Below are 18,611 nucleotides of genomic sequence, written 5' to 3'. Positions count from 1 at the left end.
AAGTGCTTTATATTTTACAATTACTATGTCTTATCGTCTAACCAACAGGCGATGTGGTATGATTTTATCATTTACCACAACATGCACTATATAGATCCCATTGGGAAGATTAGAAGTGTTAATGATTCTAGGGTCGGAACTTACAACGCTTTCAAACATAGCTACTAGTTTTCCATTTAGGTCGAAAACCTTGTAGTCGCATACTTCTTCTTGCGTTTCATTCTCTGAAAGAACATTAATAAAAGCCTCCTTTTCTGATGGATTTGGTGAGATCGTTATTTGTCTACACCCACCGCAAGCGTTTGCTGTAACATATTTTGATGAACTTAATGCATTACCGCAAAGGTTTGAGGGAGTTACAGTAACGTACCCGCTGCTGCTGCCGGCTGTTGCATAGGCTGATGTGGCTGTCGTGCTTGAAGGCCCAGACCAGCCAGATGGCCAGGTCCAAAGATATTGTGCGGCTGCGCCACCTCCCGCTGAAGAAACACTATAGGAGTATGATGAGCCACTGTAAACAGAGCTACTTCCACTTATGGCACTCGCATTATTAGGCTTTCCCACCCAGATACTTTGTGAGAACATTTTGGGGGTGCAGCCACCTGTGCCTTGCCCAGTTAGAGTTGCAGTTACTGTGCCCCATCCACTAACCGTAGAATTTGCCGCTCTAAACGATAGACTAGCTGTTCCCTGGCCTCCTGTAATCGTAATGTTGCTTGAGGTTGACCAAACAATAGTTGAGCCAGAACTAGGAGCATTATAGAGCGTCATAATCTTACCCGGACTATAACAAACAGGGTAAAATTCAAGGGCTAAATATGGGATGCCAATTGTGTTGGTCGTTGTCCAGCTAGAACCTTTGCCCAACCAAGTACTCAATCTTGTCTCATCTGTCATTGCCCCATTCCATGAAATAGAGACTTTACCATAAAAATCAGTGCCGGAACCAGTACAAGTTGAAGTACCTCCATACAATTGACCTACTACTCTTTTATTCTGGTCAAATAAGGCTGCACCTGAAGATCCAAGTTGTGTTAAACCATCATCCCAACCAACTTCCCAGTAGGCCGATCCCGGTGTTCCTGAGGTAGGTGTGGTAGCTGCATTGTTATCAAGTGAAACTTTCATTACGTCCCCTTTCGGATGATGGATCGTAGCGGAAGAAGTTGGGGCTGTCGAACTGTTTGACCAGCCTGCATATTTCACGCCAGAGGAAACTGACGGAGCGCCGTTCATCTGAACCAAAAGAAAGTCTGTTACGCTGGACTGTGCCTTGATACTTGATCCAGAAACTGTCGTCCAAGATGTTGCTTCACTACTTGGAGAACACGTTGGGCTTTTGTATCGGAAGCGGAATACCCAGTTTGGGACAGCGTCAAGCTCACTTTGACTTAGACTGCCGTTTAGGTCAGAATCCATACAATGCCAGGCAGTCAGTATATATGGAGTATAGTCCTGACATGCATTATTCATCAATGTGCCAGTACAAATGCGATTTAAACCTGATATAATCATCGCAACAGCATCGGACTGTGCAGCCCATGCGCTGTATGCGGCACAGATTGTATTATTATCATCAAGGCAGCTTTCTGAGTCACCAAAAGACTTTTGGACAATATTTTTATACCCATGAACAACAGTACTAATGTTTATTTCAGTAAGTCCACTAACTTCTTCTGGTTCAAATAATTCAAGTATTAATCCCTCGCCAGGAATTACATCTGTGGCAAAACTCTTACTTACGCTATTTTCGTTATCAGTGATTGGGCCGTAGATAAATGAACGATCTTCATTATAGATATATAACACATCACCGTGCGGAAGAAAAAATTGATCAAGAAGTAGATTTATTGAATATGCCTTCTTGCTCCTGATTCCAATCTTCCATACTCTTCCACCTTCTACTTTCTCCCAGCTCCCTTCTGAAAGTCCTATTGATACTGGTATTTTTGCTCCGAATCGAAAGAGATCTCCATTGAGATCGCTTATGCTGTCTTCTTGCAGCAGTTTCTTTAAATCAATGCTCGGCATATTTTTTGACTTGACAGCACCGCCCTTACTTTTAAATATACCGGTTTGAGAAACCTCTCCAGGCTCAGTCGCTCGTGACAAGGGCTGTGAAAAAACAAAACTGTTGCCTAGTAGTAGGCAGACAGCCAGAAAGTAGATTGTTTTCATAATGTTGAGAAAAAGGGCTACTCAATTGAGAAGGAAGCTCGGAAGTGTTTAACATCAGACGTGAATTCTTCACCTTCAACAGCAAAACTAAAGGGTGTAGAAAACTCCGTCGTGTAGTTTCCACCAGGTAGTGGTTCTCTCTCTTGATTCACAACAAAGGCACCGGTATAACGAGGCACACCCATGATCCAGGGATATGCGTTCCATGGAATCTCTATGCGTAATGTCTCTTTGGGATAAATTGTCATTCCGTAAACTTTTATCAAAAAAATAGAATCGTAGGGCTTCCCGAAAGAAATCTCATTTCCGTTTTCGTCTTTTTTATCCAATGAAAATACTTCTAGAAAGGTTTCTGTATCCATATCGTCAGTCACAAAAAGTATGTTGTGATCTGAATTATTTGTTATCTGCAGACTGAACACAAAATTCTCGCCTTCATGAAAAGAAGTGGAAGGACTTCCTTCAGAATTAAGGAGTTGGTAATCAATCGTTACTGGAATTTCGGGGTTTTCATCGTGTCCACAAGCAAATAAACAGATCGCCGGAATCACTACCCATATAAATTGAATAATTCTATTTTTCATGATATTAGCTGGTAGTATAACAATAATATTAATTCAAATATATACAATAAAATAGTCTATAATACAAAAGATACTTTGTTTATTTATTATCTCAGAGCTGAGTAGTCCAAATATACTACAACTATATTCCACCCAGCATGCTGAGGAAGATAGTCTGGTTTCGATTCATTCTTGTCTATGGCTCTTGACAATCGAAGTTGAAAAATCGTAATATCAACCGGATCAAAAATCGGACAAGCCGGATATTATTTTTATTAACCGTTATTTAATCAACCTCAAGCCTAAGAGGAAAGTTTGAGTTGGAAGAATCCCAACCATAGCACCCACGGCCAATGAAACCAACAAATACTGAGGGTTTCTGGATCCAGCCTAGTGACAGAATTGCTGTCGTTTGAGCGCGGGGTCTGTTCGAAGGGAGGCAAGCCGAAAAAAAGGGAGGGGTAAAGTTTTAGCTACCCCCCCACCGAGTGCCAGACAGCCCACCTTGAAGCCATCACGTCAGCTTACAGGGTGGTTATTGAGAAACCCGAAGCTTCACATATTCGAGGGCAATTTAAAGGAGAATACGCCACTGCTCAAAGTTACTTTATCAGGCCACTCAGGGAGCTGCCGATTCCTCATGGAGCTGATTTGAAAGTGCAGTTCAAACCTACCGGTGACCTCCCCGTTTACTTCGTCGATATCCTCAATTCTTATCCAGTTGGCCTCCAAGGTATCAATTTCGTAAATATCAGCAAGCATATCACCACCGACATTGGTGTAGAACCTTGTTCGACCATTACAACCAATGGTTTTATTCAAGTCCTGAGTGCCTGGCTCGAGCTGAATCGAAGAGATGACCAATTTTTCATGGATGTTGACATACTCCGGATTACTGATGTTCACATACTCCGGGCTTTTCTCATTCCATTTGCGAATACCCACATCAATCAGATTCGGGGAACAAGGTTCTTCTCCAAATGCTGGCCTGGGTGTAGCGGTGTAAACTTCGTCTGATACCCAGTTTCCGGAGTCATTGAATACTGCTGTGACTGATCCAAAACTTGCACCAGGCGTTTGATCCTCTTCACTTCCACATGAGAAGAGCGAGCAGAGTATTAGGGTGGTAAAAATCGTTCTCATAGCTGTTAATGTTTAATTACAAGTTTTTGTGTGTACCGCTTCTTCCCGATTTGAAGGCCTAAAAGGTACATGCCCTCATCAATTTCGTTATTTATGAGCTAAAATGCATGAGATCCTTTGATGTAATGTTGATCTTCGTCCGACCATATAATTTTTCCTGACAGATCGGTTAAGATTAAGCTCACAATTGAGTTTTTATCCAGTTTAAACTTTACAGTAGTTGACATATTGGAAGGATTTGGAAAGACCACCAATTCTATATCGTTATTTACAGTTTCTATTGTCCGATAATATCCGCCACTAATATTTGCAGTCACTTGATGGGTGTATACACTTTGGGTGGGGAGAGCTGGCGATGTCTCGCTAGAGGTTACTTTAAGCCTCAGATAGATCGTGCCTGAACTTGTAATGGCTCGATTGTAAGTTGAAGAAGTGCTAAGCACAGAACCGAAATTGACGCCATCAGAACTTGCTCTCCACTCGTCGTAGTAGGGAGACTGTCCACACTTTTCTAAGGCTTGCCTGTCAAGCCACCTAGAAAAACCCATGGGGTTATCAACCTCATCCAAGACGACGTATTTCGAGCCTTTAAAGTGATATACTGGTGCTTTTTTTAGTCATTTTTGAAGTGATTTCAACGATATCCTTGATTAGATGGAAGAAACAGCAGTGCGTTTTGCCATCCTAAGTTGATTTTCGTTTTGTAAAACTAAGATCAAAACCGGTAGGTTGTTTTGGTATTCCCGATCCAATGACGCTTTCAAATTACAAGAATGCTGGTGGCTTGGAGCAACTCACCTATCGTTTTTTACCTTTTTTCTTAAAATGATCCCAGGACAAAGTAGATTTCATGCCGTTGGGTAGAAGGCAGGTAGTTGTAATCTTTTTCTTGGGCGTGTGAGGTTCCATGATCGGTGAAGCTTTGAATTTAAGTTAGTAAAAGTAATGGGAAAAGAAAGGTTAGAAGCTCATGGCTTTATCTTTTGACTTGCCTGTGGCAAGCGTCCTCCGCCTCTCTTCAATTCTGGATTGGATGAGAGCAACATGGGTGCTTTAATTGAATATAACACAGCTGGCAGCGAATTTCCGGGCATTTTTTCTCTCTCTAAACCATTTGAAAGACCTTTCATGGTACTAAATGAGGTCAATTGATGGGCTGAAGTATTTGCTTTTATCATAAGATAAGCTATATTTAGTATAGATTACAAAAAAAATTTCAGCTATGTGGAACAAAGACATTACCTTGAAAATTATTGCATTTGGCTTCTTATTTTCTATCGTTTTAGATGCCAAATCTCAGGAATCGACGAGAAAACTCTACGACGCCCTCTCTAAAAACACAAATCTAAATACCAAACAGCAAAACGCCCTTGCGAAAATCAAAACTAGACTCGGCTTCAATAGCTATGACCTAGTTAAGATCCGTCACATTGATATGTCCAAAAGGACGGAAAAAATGGAGTTTAGGCTTCCAGGCACGAATGAAGCTATTATGTTCACTCCTGACAGGGTAGAATTTGGGGAAAGTGGCGAAATTATCTGGCACGGCCACAGCGAGGTAGGATTTAGCGAAATCAACTTGATTTTATATGATGGTGTTTATCGGGGGCAAATCTTCACCGATAGCCGAGTATTTGAGATTTACACATTGGATGAGAATATCCAGGCTATTGCAGAATTTGACCAGTCTACTCTTGAAGGAAAATTTTGTAGCACACTAGAAGCTGGGGAAGGTTCGCCCAGCAATGATAAACCCGAGTTACCGGGCGGTGGTTCAGAAGACGGAAGGATTGTATCCTGTAATTTACGAATACAATTGTTAGCATTGTATACCCCCGCTGCTCTTGCCGCCGATCCGTCAATCGTACAAACCATTATTTCCGCTATGAGCCAATATTCTAATGTGGTCTATTCAAGCGGAATGTCCTCACTTGCCATTCCCACCCTCAAAGCGAGCAATATCGTTCAATATAATGTTGTAGAAACACCTCAAATAGACAACAATTTGATAAACCTTAGAAATGATGCTGCAATTGCAACACTACGGAATCAACGAAATGCGGATATTGTTGTACTATTTGTCAATGGTAACTATACAGGAGTTACAGGAATTTCTTACGAAGGTCCTGATGCTGCACAAGCTTATGCTGTAGTGGAAATCCCTGAAGCAACTACTGATTATGTATTTACTCACGAGATGGGACATCTCTTCGGGGCAAGGCATCAGAGGTGCGACATAGCCAATACAACTAATTGTGTCAACACTATCAGCGGCTATCGGCATGGATACAACTTTCAATATGGACTGTTTAACACCTACAAAAGACGGACTGTAATGCATGAATATTATGAAGGGTATACAAGAATTGGAAGATATTCAAATCCAGATATTCAATGGAATGGAAATGCCACTGGAACTTCAGCTCATGAAGACAATGCAAGACAAATTGATGAACAGGCTTTAACCGTCGCGTCTTTTCGGCTTGGTCAGGACGTCGCATGCTATGTTGATGGCCCTACAAACATTTACAGTCCTGGCAACTACTCATGGGAGGCCGTGGTGAGTTGCGGGCAATCCCCCTATACCTACGAGTGGCGATATAGCACTAACGGGACTACTTTTGGCGCCGTATTGAGTACTTCTGCCATCTACACAAGGCCCGTGAATTATTCGGAAAATTTCTATTTACGCCTTAGGGTAGGCTCAAGCGATGGCACAGAATCTATTAGTATACAAACAGTATATGCTAATATTGGTGGATACTATAGAACATCAAGTGAAAGCTCCGGTACTAGAGATATTGAATTATTCCCAAATCCCGCTGGCGACTTTAGCGATTTAGTATTTAGCCTTAGTAAGGAGGCGGTTGTTGAAATAGTATTGTCAGACTTAAGCGGCAAGACAATCAAAAAAGTCGGAGATGGTTCTTATCTGTCCGGAAATCATAAAGTGAGGGTTAGCACAAGGGAATTAAATAACGGCATATATTTGTTGATATTCAATAACGGAGAATCACGACTCACAAGGAAATTGATTGTTTCAAAATAAAATTACAGCTATGAAAAATATTTCTATTTCTTTATTTGCTTTGATCTTGGTGGCATGTGGACAGAGCGACGACGCAATTTCACCGAATTCTTCTGGAGAAGTTGAGTATAATCTAAACGGTGTAAATCAGAAAACCGCTAATGTCTATTTCGAGTTGAACAGCTCCCCAGACTCCAAATTCTGCGACTTTGATAGTTACCTTTTTCGAATAGATAATTATGAGCGTAAAGTCAACGATAATATTCCTACATATGAAAGTTTCTACTTTGATAAATTGACCCTTGAGCCTGGTAAAAGAGTACTTGGAATAGTCGGTTGCAATAAATCTCTAAACCCAGGAGTATCTTTTTTTTCAAAGTTTTCTGACGATCTTCTAGCTGCAACTTATGATATTAGTCAAGAAGAACTGGAGAATAATTGGATTGCCATCGATGAAATCGATGAGGACACTAAAACGGTTTCAGGACGGTTTAGTTTGAGCTTCATTATGAATTGGGGGCACGAAGAGAATGCTATTCCGGATACTATCCGAATCACGAATGGTAGTTTTAATTTGACTCTTGATTGATTTTCATTTATGAAAATGGTTGAGAAATCAATGGGGGAAAGAACGGCTAGATGCCCAGCTCTCGGCCTTTTGACTGGCCTGTGGCCATCGTCTTTAGCCTTTCTTCAATTCTGGATTGGATCAGCCCGACAAAGTCCTGGTTAACCTGGCTTGCCCTGGCATAGTCTGGCCAGCGGGAAACGACTTCAGCTACCTGGTCGATGATCCTTTCCGGACGCATGATTGAATTCTTCTTTCCTTCAGAAGTCAGATCCTTTCTGGTAATGGCGGTTTTCTTTCCATTCACTGCCATATTGCTGTTTACCCAGGGATTGCCCGGATCATAGCTGTAGCAAACGTCATAGGCGGGTGCTGCTCTCCAGTCTTTGTTATGATCAAGAAGAAAGCTAAAGTTTTTGGTGTGGTCGTCGCAGTTAACGCCGAGCACGTTGAAAACCATTTGGCGGTAGAGCTGTTCCCTGTCAGGGTAGGGTAGCTTTAGGTACCTGGCGGTTTCAAACAAATGAGCGTAGGTGTGGCTGCTTACATCTTCGTAGTCAAAATGACGAATTCCACACAAGGTGTGAATGTGCTGCTTGCTGCCATGTTGCCGATCAAAGCGGGCCGTCATAAAGTGGCCCCGGCCGTTTTCTTCCATCAACCGGCAGTCCTGCATCTTAACACCGGCATCTTTAGCCATTTGAGAATAAGCGTACTCGATGCGGCCAAAGCCGGCCGAATCGCCCAGGTGATTGGTGCCGGCGCCAACATCGAGCTTTATGAGCCATTGTTTAAATTCTGGGCCATGGTCCAGCTGGCCAGACCGTATTTCTCCGGAAGCCTCATTCCAGGCGATCACCGCTTTTGCCCTGGCACCGCCTGCTGAGGTGCCTATGCTCAGGATGTCTTGAAAGCCTTCTGCCCTGTCTGGCTCCAGGTGAGTAGTCAGCTTTCCCGCTTGCTTGACTCCAAAGGCTGCAAGCTGCTCCAATTCATCGATGGAAATTCGGGAACGCTTTTCCTGTACTTCCCTTGCCGGGTGATACTCAATAGCGCCCATGCCACGACTACCAATGTAGGCAAGTCGGTCAAGGGGGGTGAGGTCAGAAAAGCTGACGTCCTTATTTTTGAAATAAGAATTCATGAGTCCTTCACCGAACCGGTCGGGCAGGGAATCTGCAAAAACACCGGGAAGGCCCTTGAAGGAAGCAAAGGGTAGGCCGGGAAACGAAAAAACCGCAGGACTGGATTTCAGGTGAATTGGGGATATTTCAACCCCCATCATCCTGAAATTATCTTCGTACCTAAACCTGGCTGAATTTGTGGTTTGATCCCAAACCAGGAAGCCCACATCCTGGCCCCATATTTTAACCTTTAGTGCCATGCTTTACCCGTTGTGGTTGTTTCTGTTCCATTTCGTAAATTAGCTTGGGATCGAGGCGAAGATCCCGCTTGAGCACTTGTGAAAAAGTGGTAAGCTCGTCGACATAGCGAAGTAGGGTGATGAAGTTGACAAGGGAGATATTCTTACCCCCTTCAAGCCTGGCCACAGTAGGCCTGCTGACTCCGGAATGCTGGGCCAACTCTTCCTGGGTGAAGCCAGCTTGAATACGAGCCACCTTCAGGCGCTGGCCTAATTCCTGAAGGATATCGGTATCTGAGGCAAAAAGATAATCCATGTGTATCACTTTTAATACATTATACGTAAATTTAGGCTATTATGTTTGATATTTAATACAAATCGACTTTCCCCTTCGGGAGCAACCAGCCAATATCGTAGTTAACCTACAAGTATGGAAGATTCAAATAAAACCCCTCAAAATATAAACGCATTAGTCAGTGAAATCGGTGAAAGAATGGTCTTATTCAAGCTTTACTCGATCATTCACGATAACAGCGGTTTGGAAATATTTAAGAACTATTCAGAGCCTGGGTATGACATTGGCATAAGAAATACTCATTTAAACAAAAAAGTCAAAATTGAAGTCAAAACAAGACAACATTTGGTTACGACCACCGCTGAAAAGAGTAAGAATACTTGTCACTTTACATTAACAGAGAACGAGTGGAATCATTCAAATTTTCTAATCGGTTACTGGATTGACTACAATGATTTTTTTATCGTGCCAACATCGGAATTAACGAAGACTAACAACAACAAAAAGTTGGTCTACAAATTGGTGTTTTCTAGATTGAAAAAGGTACAAAGTAATATGATATACTCCGAACAGGTTATGCCTTATTTGAACGATTGGGCAACACTTCTAGAATTCTTGGGAACACCACCCGAACAAAAATAGCTGTTTGTAAGGCGAATTGGCTATATTTATCTTATAGGAACGAAAGAGCAATCCGAGATTTTTAAGAAACAAGGTTACCACACTGCAGCTGAGGTATCTGGTGAAACCTTTACCAGGATTACCCAACACGTTACCCAATTGGTATTGGCTGACCATGCTAAATTGAAGGAGTTGAGAGCCACTAAAAGGAAGAAATAAATTCGGGTTATGACTTCTAATACCTCAGATCGGCAATAAACGGCACCTTGGCCATGCGCTGCACATCGAGCGCATAGACACCAAATTCTTCAACGACTTTGCCTTCCATCAGATACACCCCTCGTCCCTTAAACGGATATTCTTTTAGCGATGGGGGAAAATGTACCGTATCAAAAAAGTCTCCCGATAGATCGATGAAGTGCCCAAAGCAAAGCCTTTAGTGAAAGCACTTGGTCAATTTAATTTAGATACCTCTTATCCGTTCTGCAATCCGTAACTGGCAATAATGACTATGGGCGCATATTTGCGCTTTAGTGTATTTTGGCAATTCGATTTCACCTTCGTATTCTTCTGGAATGAGATTGTTGAACTCGGTTAATACAATTTGCATCTCATCCAGGAGCGCTTTTTCTTCATTAGTGTAGTCGTCAAGCGAGTCTTTAGTGGTGTGATCAATATCTATCGCTTTTTTAGTTTTCAAATAAAGCTTCCAGGAACGGAGTTGTTTTAGTCTTATTGCCGGGGGTTCAACCGTTGAGTCATTCTCATCCGCCCTGCTTTGACTAATTTCCGCAGCAACCAACCGTTTCATTTTTAATGTTTCAGCCCTCTGTGTTAAAGGCGAATTAAAGCCTTGCGACCGCTGGTAGTTGGTAATAATCCGCACCGCCCATGCTGAGGTGTTTTTGATGATAATCTGAGTTTTCACGCTTCAATTTATTTAATCCAACCAAATAATTAAAGGCTTGATTGACAGGATGTTCATTTCTCCATGGTAATGTGGTTTGTTTTACTCACCTCAAATCTCCAAAACCATATCTCTTCGAAAGGCACCATGCTCATTGGCCACTGTATAACCAAGCTGGTTAGTGTGAAATGTTGTCTTCCCTATCGTTAAAGGCACCTGGTTATGGTGAGTGTGACCGTGGATCCAGTGATCAATTTTGTTCTTCTCGGTCAGCCACAGCAAGTCTGTATGGAAGGCCTCGTTCAGAGACATTGAGTCAGGGTAGTCACAATAGTATGGAGGGTAGGGGGCATGGTGACTGACTACGACCGTTTTTCCCTCAAATGGCTTGGCCAACGCCGTTTTCAAAAATGCCAGACACAGTGCATGGCATTCATTGTACTCATGCGTACTGAACCTTTCGTCCTTGTATTTACTGACCCTGAAGTCATTCATCCTGGGATCGATGAACTTGTGATTAGTAATGTGGGTGAACAACGTGGTGAAAAGCAACCGTACGTTGCCTTGTTTTATTACCTGGTTATTTAGATAGACGATATTCTTCCTTACCTGAATCTTCATTGATGGAAACAAGCCCTCAATGTCAAAGGAGTATCTGTAGAATTCGTGGTTGCCAGCTATCATGTACACCTTCTTAAATTGGCTTGAAAGCGTATCAAAATATGGCTCTCTAAACCAGTCTTCATGCAAGTGGGTAATGTCACCCGCCAGGATCAGAATGTCGGCTGACGGTATGAGCGAATTTTCCTCCATCCATATAGAGTTGGGAGCCATTTCCAGGTGAAGATCTGAGGCGAATTGGATTTTCAATGATAGCGTTTTGGTGTGGTAGATAGTAATTGAAATAGTAAACGGGGGCCTAAGAATAATGCTGCTATTTTGGTTAAAATAATATTATATCTCTAACACGAATTAACCAAAATGCAATTTTCGGCATTCTGAGTTTGGCAGGAAATAGGTGCTTTTTTGAGCCTGATTTCACTCTCCATTGGCTGGTTCAATCGGTGACAAAAGATAGGCATCAGGCCCGTAGGTGCGAATAAATAAATGAGCTTCGTCCGATAGGTCTAACTTTTCAAGCTGTTCGATTAACCTTCCCTGACTTCTGATATGCTCCCACTCAAAGAAGCCGATTCGTTTTAATTTCCTTTCCTTGGCTAACCGCAAGGCCATCCTTGTCATGGCCAGGTCAAGGAACAGGTGCGCATATTTTTCGTCATTGACGACCTTAAAGAATTCGGCTTCGTCCATACATTGTTTCTTTAATTATTGTCATTACTGGCTATTGCACTAGTTTTTTGACTGCCCCGTAAGCTGTATTTGAAGGTGGAAGAGGTTCACTCCAAAATTTAACAGGTCTACTGATTTTTGATCATCTAAATACAAAGCAGAGATCGCTGCCATCAGCCTTTCTCGGCTTTCCTCTAGTTCCGCATCGTATTCCTCAATCTTTTCCTTTGAAATCTTATGAGATTTGGCTAGCCATATGGCAACATTTTTTGTGACTACATCGATGAAAAAGGGCGCAAGCTCTTTACTGGTGACTATTTCAATTTTTGACATAAGAAGAATTTGACTTTTGGACTTAAACAAATCTAGTTATTCCACTGCAAAATTGCTAGATATAACTAGTTGTTAGGCGCTTAAAAGCCTAGGATTTTGCGGCCTATGCCGACACCAACAATTCTAGAAAGGCTTGGCGGTAAAATCCGGGAGCAACGGGCGTTGAAAAAGTACAGTCAGGAAGAACTAGCCTTCCGGTCAGGTATTCATCGTGCCTACATTGGATCTATTGAAAGAGGCGAGGAGAATGTAACCATGCTTACCCTTGAAAAGATTGCCAGGGCATTGGAGGTGAAGGTGAGTGATTTGATTGATGGCTAACCATGATTGAATCCTTTCCACAGGCTTTGTCGAAATGTTTGGGAAGAGCAGTCCTGTAACGAATGAAAAAAAGGCAAAATCTTTTTAGACCATTCGGTATTCGCTATTCGAAAGGTATGAAACCGATGTGTTCCTATTCAAATATGAACTAAACAAAAGATCAATTTCAATGGCATGGTGATCAAAATCTGGAAATCAATTTCAGCAAGATCGACCCACTGAACGGCCAAATCTGGCTCTATACAAAGGATAAGGCGCAGAGAGGAATTACAGTCAGTCAAATGCTGGGGCACATTCCACCAAGGAAACCATAGTCAATGTGCGCATTACCCAGAAAGAAATAGAGAAACTTATCTGTGGTCTCGATATCTGGAAGGCCCGAAGGAGTCCAGGCGAATCGGACTCACGGAGACTAAAGGTGGAGAATCCGGCAGCAAGGTTAATTTTTGTGTTCCTTCCTAAAACATAGCAGCGTTGGTTGGTATCTGTGATGAAAGGTATTATTGATACGATGGTATAACTTGGGGAAATTCGTAAGATTGCAAAAGAAAACCCTCCTGTTCCACCAGGAGGGTCTATAGGCTATTAAAGGAAAAGAACCTTTAATAGTACTCCCACAATGAAAATTACGCTAATGATTGTCTTGGTATCAACCTCTAAGGTTACCTTGACATTTGGTTGATGGGGGCCATCTCTTTGGCTCCCATTTTCTGTTTTTGGGATCATATCACCTCCTTTCCGTTTTTGATAAATAGTTTCATTTTTCACAAAAGCATAGGTACAGGAATCTTTTATCTTCAAGGGTAATAATTCTCTTCAAATTTTCAGAGGACACAATTTTCTTCACCTTGCTGTAGAAGTATAGGTAATTCCATGAGTGGAAGTTTTCACTATGTCGTCATGAGTGATTTATTTTTTTCGGTATCGTTAGGACAGCTTTTTTCAAGCTGACAGTAATTGTAAGCTTAGCTAGCACTAACAGTAAGCTTGGCAAAAAAATACGTCCAAGCATATGGGCAATTACCAGATAACAAGCGATTGTGTCCGAAAACATGAGATTGGCAACAAAAACAGGAAATACCCGGCCATGGTTATCAAAAAAGGAGTGCTGATCCTCCAGAGTCGGGGTGATCTGCCTGGCTGCAGGAAAAAAATTGATAACAAAACATTCGAATCTGACGAATCTCCGTGACAGCACGTTGAGAATCTGGGATCGAGGTTGGGACGGTATTGCATAAGCCGGAACCAACACATAAATTCATTTTCTAATAGCAGTTCCCAAACAAATGAAAGTAATTATTTCTGCTGTCTTGTTTTTTGGTTTAAATGCCGCTTTCGGCCAGATCACCTCTGATGACATTGAAATTTATGTAGAGGGGCTTAGTGAGGAATACGAACAGAAATTTAGAAGTGCATCAGAACAAATACCTGATGCCCTAAATAAACTTGGGATTACTTCCGCTACCAAATCCGTGAAATTGCAAGTCATCTACCAAGACTCGCAAATTAACTTTATAAGATTCATTGTGGACTTCGATGCTGACTCAGCATTGTTACAGAGTAAGTATAAACAACACCAAAGGAGCACCCAAGTTTATGGTGATGGAGGAGTCAGTGTTTTACTAATTGAAGACCTATTTTCGGTTCTTGCCCAAATAAAAATAAGTGCTGCTAAGGACGGTTACGCCCTTGATAATGAGATAATCGGCTTCCGAAACGTGGTTCGATTAATTGATAAAAAAGGAGATTGGATCCAGTTCTATTCGAATAATTCTATGAACCGGTACGGGTTCATCCAGACAAGCTTTAATAATATAGTTCATATGAAGGTTAATGGTGTTGATTTTGAGCTTGAATCAAACAATTACAAAGCCTTGAGCGAAATAAAAGTATTTTGGGTAAACAGGGTAGTAGGGCTTGACGGAAAACCAACGCCGTCCTATTACTTTCTTAAATTCTTTAACCTTCTAGATGAATAGCTGGCAGCCTAATCATCATAGTTTGCCGCTTTCCTAGCCAGCTTTTACATGCTTAGTTTGCGAAAGCCACCTCTACATAAATTTCTCCGTCTTCATTCATTTGCGCTGCAAATGTGATATCTATTTTCTTTCCAGATTTGGCAACAACCTCTGCCAGGCATTCACATTTGGACAGTTCTTCGTAGACGGCGGTGGTTCTAGCATTTGCCAACTTAGCCTCCTTAAGCCCCTTAAAGACTTTGTAAGAATCCAGAATATGCTTATTCTCGCTCAGGGTGGAATCTAATGAATTCAAATCGGCATATTTTTTTCTGAATTCTACTTTCACGTTTTCATAATAGTTATTGGCACCAATTCTTTCGGCGTCATAATTAGCTTTTGAATCATATCGAAGGTCTTGTAGAAGTTTAAGAGCGGCATCACCAACAGTAATTTCTCTAATCAAGATTTCTTGAGCTGCGATCTTAATTTCTGCATCACCACATTCCGGTATAGTGTTACACGAGGATAAATAGGATAATAAAACTAAAGTTAGATAGACAAAAAGTTGGGTTTTCATACTTTTAAAGTTGTATACAATTCAAGAAAGCCTAACAATATAAAAAAATTCTCTTAGTCGCTGAATTCATCACTACTCCGGGTTATATTTTAAACGATATAGTCCGATTTTAGACTTTTTGAAACGTCACGAGAACTTCTACAAGGTCAGCCATTTATTAATGCTGATCCTCCGGAGCCGGGGTGATCTGTCGGGCTCCAGGCAATAAATTGATAACAAAACATAGGATATAATTATAGATTTCTTTGTTAGTTTTTAGAAAGCGTTGATAATCAACGAACAAAAAATCACCTTGGCCGGTCTTAAAAACGACTCCGAGAGTAGAGAGGTCTTTCCCAGGAGAAACTGGCTTTTGAAGTTGGATCCCATCCTACTCACATCTCCAGACTTGAAAATGGCCAAAAGCAGCCCACGCTTACCACGATATTCAGACTTGCCGAAATTCTTGCAGTGAATCCAGCGTATTTTATTGTTGAAATTTCAAAAACGTTGTGACGATAGTGTGACCATTCACGGAAGCAGCCGAAGCTCTCGATTGTTCGCTAGCCTGGTTAGACCCCCTCGGCGGCAAACCTAGTGAGTCAATCTAGACTAGACCAAGTTTTTGCTCGAAAAAGAACGCATCTGTTTTTTTCAAATGCAACCTTGGTTCAGAGTTCAGAACCAAGGTCGCAAATGTAATTTGACACTATGGTCATCGCCATTCTGACTGCCGTCTAATCATTCGGCAGACTATTCTCACTTTTGCCATCCCTAGCTTTTATTAACAAGTAACATATCCCAACTCTAGCCTGAGTCCTACCAATACCCCCCTGAAGTAATAACAGAAATCTTTCCTTAATTTTATAGTTTGCCCCAACATTAAGATCTAAATATTGACTTGTTGACTTAACGTAGGAATTTAAGTCTGCCCTTTCCGGGTAACCAACTTTAAAGCCGGTTGATACATAAATAAAAGGCTGGAGTTTGCAGTCACTGCAAAAAATATATTTCCCGTATAGCCCAAAGGTATTAAAGTATATTCTATTGATTGTCGTAATACCAGTTGCGGTGATCGGAAGCAATAAAGCCTTCATATACATGTATGATATACCAATTTTGAGTGGTTTTCCGACTGGAGCCTCCAAATCAAGACCAAATGTAGAAACACCTAAGATCTCGCGTTTCACAACAAATTGCGACGAATTGATTGGTGCCAGCGTATCATTTTCTGTGTTAATTCCAAAGGATGGAACTATAGAAATTCCTTGTGGCCTGACCTCATAAGTAAACGTCACTACACAAAAAAAACATACTGAAAATATTATCTGAGAAGTAACCCTCATTTTTAATAGTCGGTTACTTTCGAAATATATGCATACGGGCTCCAAATAGAACAGTCAAAGTATAAATCAGTTGTTGGATCACTTGGTATTCTGCCAATGTAGCTTGCATTCTTGTAAAAATTGACATAGGAACCCTGGCGATAAATAGTGATAATGTCGCCGACATCATAAGTTCCTGGATATGTCATGACCAGGCTTCCGTTGTTATAAAGTTGCAACACATCTCCATTATAGTGTGATACGTATAAATTATATTCAATAGTATCCCAGCTAGCATTATTATTTGGAGGGCCGCTTGATGCGCCAACCATAATATTTGTGGTCTTGCTAGTAATCTCAAACTCATAGAAACCAGTTCCAGAAAATAAATTATCAGCACCGTGAATGTAGGTGTAGGATGAGGCGCCTGAATCCCAGTTATATGTTCCAATTGTCTTTTGCAAGGAAGTTAGGGGCTGACCCTGGCCCTCAGTTGTAGTAGAAAATTGTGTATTTACCAGATTGTTGACGGTTATGGCGGGACTTGCGTCATTGTATGTTGTCCAGTAGAAATTTACTGAGCTAATTTTGTCGTCCATATTCGTGCAAAAAATATCTCCACACAACTTCCAGTCTCCGAGATTATGTGGGATAAACCCATAATAGTTACTCCCATTTCTTGGGTTAATTATAAATTGGTGCGTCTTCCCACCTCTATTATAATCTTGATAGACACTCACAAGCATGTATCTTGTCGATTCGTTGGTCATCCTCATGGAACTCGCTTTGTCATTGAAAGACGTAAGATTAACGGTATAACCCAAAGATTCTTGGTAGGTTTGACTAGAATTTAGTATGGAATAGCTACTCCCACCGTAATTAGGATGTTCATAAAAAATAAGTTCCGAACCTGGTACCCTAACAACCCCGCTTACACGTCGAGCGCTACTGTAAGAATTATCGCTGGATGCACCAGGATTAATCCCTAGAAAATATGATTCATCAAAAATGATTAAGGAGTCTTGAAAGCTTTGGACTTGGCCCACAAACCCAGCAGAATCTTTCTTATAAATACCAGAAATGGCTTCATTGATTCTACCAGTGCTGTCTTTAGTTAGCACTTTTGATTGTTTAGGCTTGTTCTTTCCGAATCCAAATCTCTCTCTCAAAAAGACTTCATTGGATTCCTTATCGTCAAATAGATAAGTAGTCGTATCCTGCATCGAATACGAAAAAACAAATTCATCGTGTTGATCCACCGCTTTCGAAATTAGTTTATAAGCTTTTTCTGATTCTAGGTCGACAAAGAGTAAGGTAGAATCAGAGGCAAATTTATAGCCAAGATTATGAGTTACTCCGTGATAATTTACCTTTCGAAAGGTGTAAGACTCATCTACAGTTGTTTTAATGTCTGAGATATTAATTTCATTCGATATATCAGAACAGGACATTAAAATAATTAAAATAGAGAAATTGATAAGCAATTTTTTCATAGCTGTAATATTTAATAATTTAATATTTAAAGAAAAGGTAAATTTTTTTATTCATATTAGCAACGTGAGATTTTAGTTTTTTTATTCTGCGAAGTTCCTGTGTAATGAATGAAGGCCCCAAAAAGGAAACGGCTTAATAGGGGGGTAGTTAAGGATGCCTATATTGGGAATTGAAAGTGTTCGGGAAGTAGCAGAAAATCCTTCTGGTTAATTTCAGATAGGCCAACCAGTAGCGGCCTTTGTGGGCGAAAAGGGCAGTTCCAACGATGGGAGTCAGATTGGCGTACATAAGAAAATTTAGTCTCAACCACTATGGTGAAAATCTCAATTACTTAGGTTTTTTGCAGCTGACAAAGGATATTTTAAACTCATGAGCTTGCAAAAAATTCAGAAAATTCTAGGTGACTCCATTCAACCTCTCCCGTTTTCTTTGAATACAAAAGCCTGAAGCTGAGGTTAAAAAGGGGCAAAAAAATTTACTATATGTTTTCTTAAAAATTATTAAAGGATTGATAATCAATCGATAACATAGCCCCCTACGGACAACACCTACACCTTGGAGGATGCACACTCGCATTGGAGGCTAAAGATTCAAGGTCGCACAAGCAGATCTCTTCACTTGGGTGCATTAGAATAGCAATATCTTAACTAACGTGAGTTCGACAT

18 protein-coding genes are annotated in these 18,611 nt (G+C 41.1%); 5 read left to right on the top strand and 13 right to left on the bottom strand.

The window, feature by feature from the left end; genetic code table 11:
* Positions 1–30: 30 nt before the first annotated feature.
* The 4 genes from AAC052_RS23035 to AAC052_RS23020 all read right to left on the bottom strand — a co-directional run bounded on the left by AAC052_RS23035 (position 31) and on the right by AAC052_RS23020 (position 4,453).
* Positions 31–2,178 carry a T9SS type A sorting domain-containing protein gene (locus AAC052_RS23035; protein ID WP_339790889.1) on the bottom strand — a complete coding sequence of 716 codons (2,148 nt, stop codon included), beginning with the start codon at positions 2,176–2,178 and terminating at the stop codon, positions 31–33.
* A gap of 17 nt (positions 2,179–2,195) precedes the next feature.
* The gene (locus tag AAC052_RS23030; RefSeq protein ID WP_339790887.1) at positions 2,196–2,762 is read right to left on the bottom strand and encodes a hypothetical protein; all 567 of its coding nucleotides are present in this window, start codon (positions 2,760–2,762) and stop codon (positions 2,196–2,198) included.
* A 534-nt stretch (positions 2,763–3,296) separates the two neighbouring features.
* On the bottom strand, positions 3,297–3,884 hold the full coding sequence (locus AAC052_RS23025) for a hypothetical protein (RefSeq protein WP_339790885.1): 588 nt from the start codon (positions 3,882–3,884) through the stop codon (positions 3,297–3,299).
* A gap of 98 nt (positions 3,885–3,982) precedes the next feature.
* Positions 3,983–4,453, bottom strand: coding sequence for a hypothetical protein (locus AAC052_RS23020; protein WP_339790883.1), 471 nt, complete (start codon positions 4,451–4,453; stop codon positions 3,983–3,985).
* 653 nt (positions 4,454–5,106) lie between these two features.
* Here AAC052_RS23020 and AAC052_RS23015 point away from each other — a divergent pair.
* Together AAC052_RS23015 and AAC052_RS23010 are read left to right on the top strand one after the other, a co-directional pair.
* The gene (locus AAC052_RS23015; RefSeq protein ID WP_339790881.1) at positions 5,107–6,933 is read left to right on the top strand and encodes a M12 family metallo-peptidase; all 1,827 of its coding nucleotides are present in this window, start codon (positions 5,107–5,109) and stop codon (positions 6,931–6,933) included.
* Positions 6,934–6,943: 10 nt separating this feature from the next.
* A complete protein-coding gene (locus tag AAC052_RS23010; protein WP_339790879.1) occupies positions 6,944–7,501 on the top strand; it encodes a hypothetical protein in 558 nt (185 codons plus the stop codon).
* Positions 7,502–7,547: 46 nt separating this feature from the next.
* On the opposite strand, the gene AAC052_RS23005 is transcribed toward AAC052_RS23010, so the two are convergent.
* Together AAC052_RS23005 and AAC052_RS23000 are read right to left on the bottom strand one after the other, a co-directional pair.
* A complete protein-coding gene (locus tag AAC052_RS23005; protein ID WP_339790877.1) occupies positions 7,548–8,864 on the bottom strand; it encodes a type II toxin-antitoxin system HipA family toxin in 1,317 nt (438 codons plus the stop codon).
* Positions 8,848–9,159, bottom strand: a complete 312-nt coding sequence (locus tag AAC052_RS23000; protein ID WP_339790875.1) for a helix-turn-helix transcriptional regulator — start codon at positions 9,157–9,159, stop codon at positions 8,848–8,850. Before AAC052_RS23000 ends, AAC052_RS23005 begins: the two co-directional genes overlap by 17 nt.
* 114 nt (positions 9,160–9,273) lie before the next feature.
* Here AAC052_RS23000 and AAC052_RS22995 point away from each other — a divergent pair, with 114 nt between their 5' ends.
* Positions 9,274–9,780 (top strand): hypothetical protein, encoded by a 507-nt coding sequence (locus AAC052_RS22995; protein ID WP_339790873.1) that lies wholly within the window; start codon positions 9,274–9,276, stop codon positions 9,778–9,780.
* 442 nt (positions 9,781–10,222) lie between these two features.
* On the opposite strand, the gene AAC052_RS22990 is transcribed toward AAC052_RS22995, so the two are convergent.
* The 4 genes from AAC052_RS22990 to AAC052_RS22975 all read right to left on the bottom strand — a co-directional run bounded on the left by AAC052_RS22990 (position 10,223) and on the right by AAC052_RS22975 (position 12,289).
* Positions 10,223–10,687 (bottom strand): hypothetical protein, encoded by a 465-nt coding sequence (locus tag AAC052_RS22990; protein WP_339790871.1) that lies wholly within the window; start codon positions 10,685–10,687, stop codon positions 10,223–10,225.
* Between the two features lie 90 nt (positions 10,688–10,777).
* Positions 10,778–11,536 (bottom strand): metallophosphoesterase, encoded by a 759-nt coding sequence (locus AAC052_RS22985; RefSeq protein ID WP_339790869.1) that lies wholly within the window; start codon positions 11,534–11,536, stop codon positions 10,778–10,780.
* Between the two features lie 168 nt (positions 11,537–11,704).
* On the bottom strand, positions 11,705–11,977 hold the full coding sequence (locus AAC052_RS22980; RefSeq protein ID WP_339790867.1) for a hypothetical protein: 273 nt from the start codon (positions 11,975–11,977) through the stop codon (positions 11,705–11,707).
* 39 nt (positions 11,978–12,016) lie between these two features.
* Complete coding sequence (locus tag AAC052_RS22975) at positions 12,017–12,289, bottom strand: hypothetical protein (RefSeq protein WP_339790865.1); 273 nt, start codon at positions 12,287–12,289, stop codon at positions 12,017–12,019.
* Positions 12,290–12,394: 105 nt separating this feature from the next.
* Here AAC052_RS22975 and AAC052_RS22970 point away from each other — a divergent pair, with 105 nt between their 5' ends.
* Both AAC052_RS22970 and AAC052_RS22965 read left to right on the top strand, forming a co-directional pair.
* Entirely contained in the window at positions 12,395–12,610 is a 216-nt protein-coding gene (locus tag AAC052_RS22970) for a helix-turn-helix transcriptional regulator (protein WP_339790863.1), read from the top strand.
* Between the two features lie 1,286 nt (positions 12,611–13,896).
* The gene (locus AAC052_RS22965; protein ID WP_339790861.1) at positions 13,897–14,589 is read left to right on the top strand and encodes a hypothetical protein; all 693 of its coding nucleotides are present in this window, start codon (positions 13,897–13,899) and stop codon (positions 14,587–14,589) included.
* Between the two features lie 52 nt (positions 14,590–14,641).
* On the opposite strand, the gene AAC052_RS22960 is transcribed toward AAC052_RS22965, so the two are convergent.
* The 3 genes from AAC052_RS22960 to AAC052_RS22950 form a co-directional block, all read right to left on the bottom strand.
* Positions 14,642–15,148 carry a hypothetical protein gene (locus AAC052_RS22960; RefSeq protein WP_339790859.1) on the bottom strand — a complete coding sequence of 169 codons (507 nt, stop codon included), beginning with the start codon at positions 15,146–15,148 and terminating at the stop codon, positions 14,642–14,644.
* A 716-nt stretch (positions 15,149–15,864) separates the two neighbouring features.
* Complete coding sequence (locus tag AAC052_RS22955) at positions 15,865–16,473, bottom strand: hypothetical protein (RefSeq protein ID WP_339790857.1); 609 nt, start codon at positions 16,471–16,473, stop codon at positions 15,865–15,867.
* A gap of 2 nt (positions 16,474–16,475) precedes the next feature.
* A complete protein-coding gene (locus tag AAC052_RS22950; protein ID WP_339790855.1) occupies positions 16,476–17,945 on the bottom strand; it encodes a hypothetical protein in 1,470 nt (489 codons plus the stop codon).
* Positions 17,946–18,611: the final 666 nt, after the last annotated feature.

The sequence above is a fragment of the uncultured Imperialibacter sp. genome (genome assembly GCF_963974565.1).
Lineage (GTDB): Bacteria > Bacteroidota > Bacteroidia > Cytophagales > Cyclobacteriaceae > Imperialibacter > Imperialibacter roseus.
This window is presented reverse-complemented; position numbering and strand designations above follow the sequence as displayed.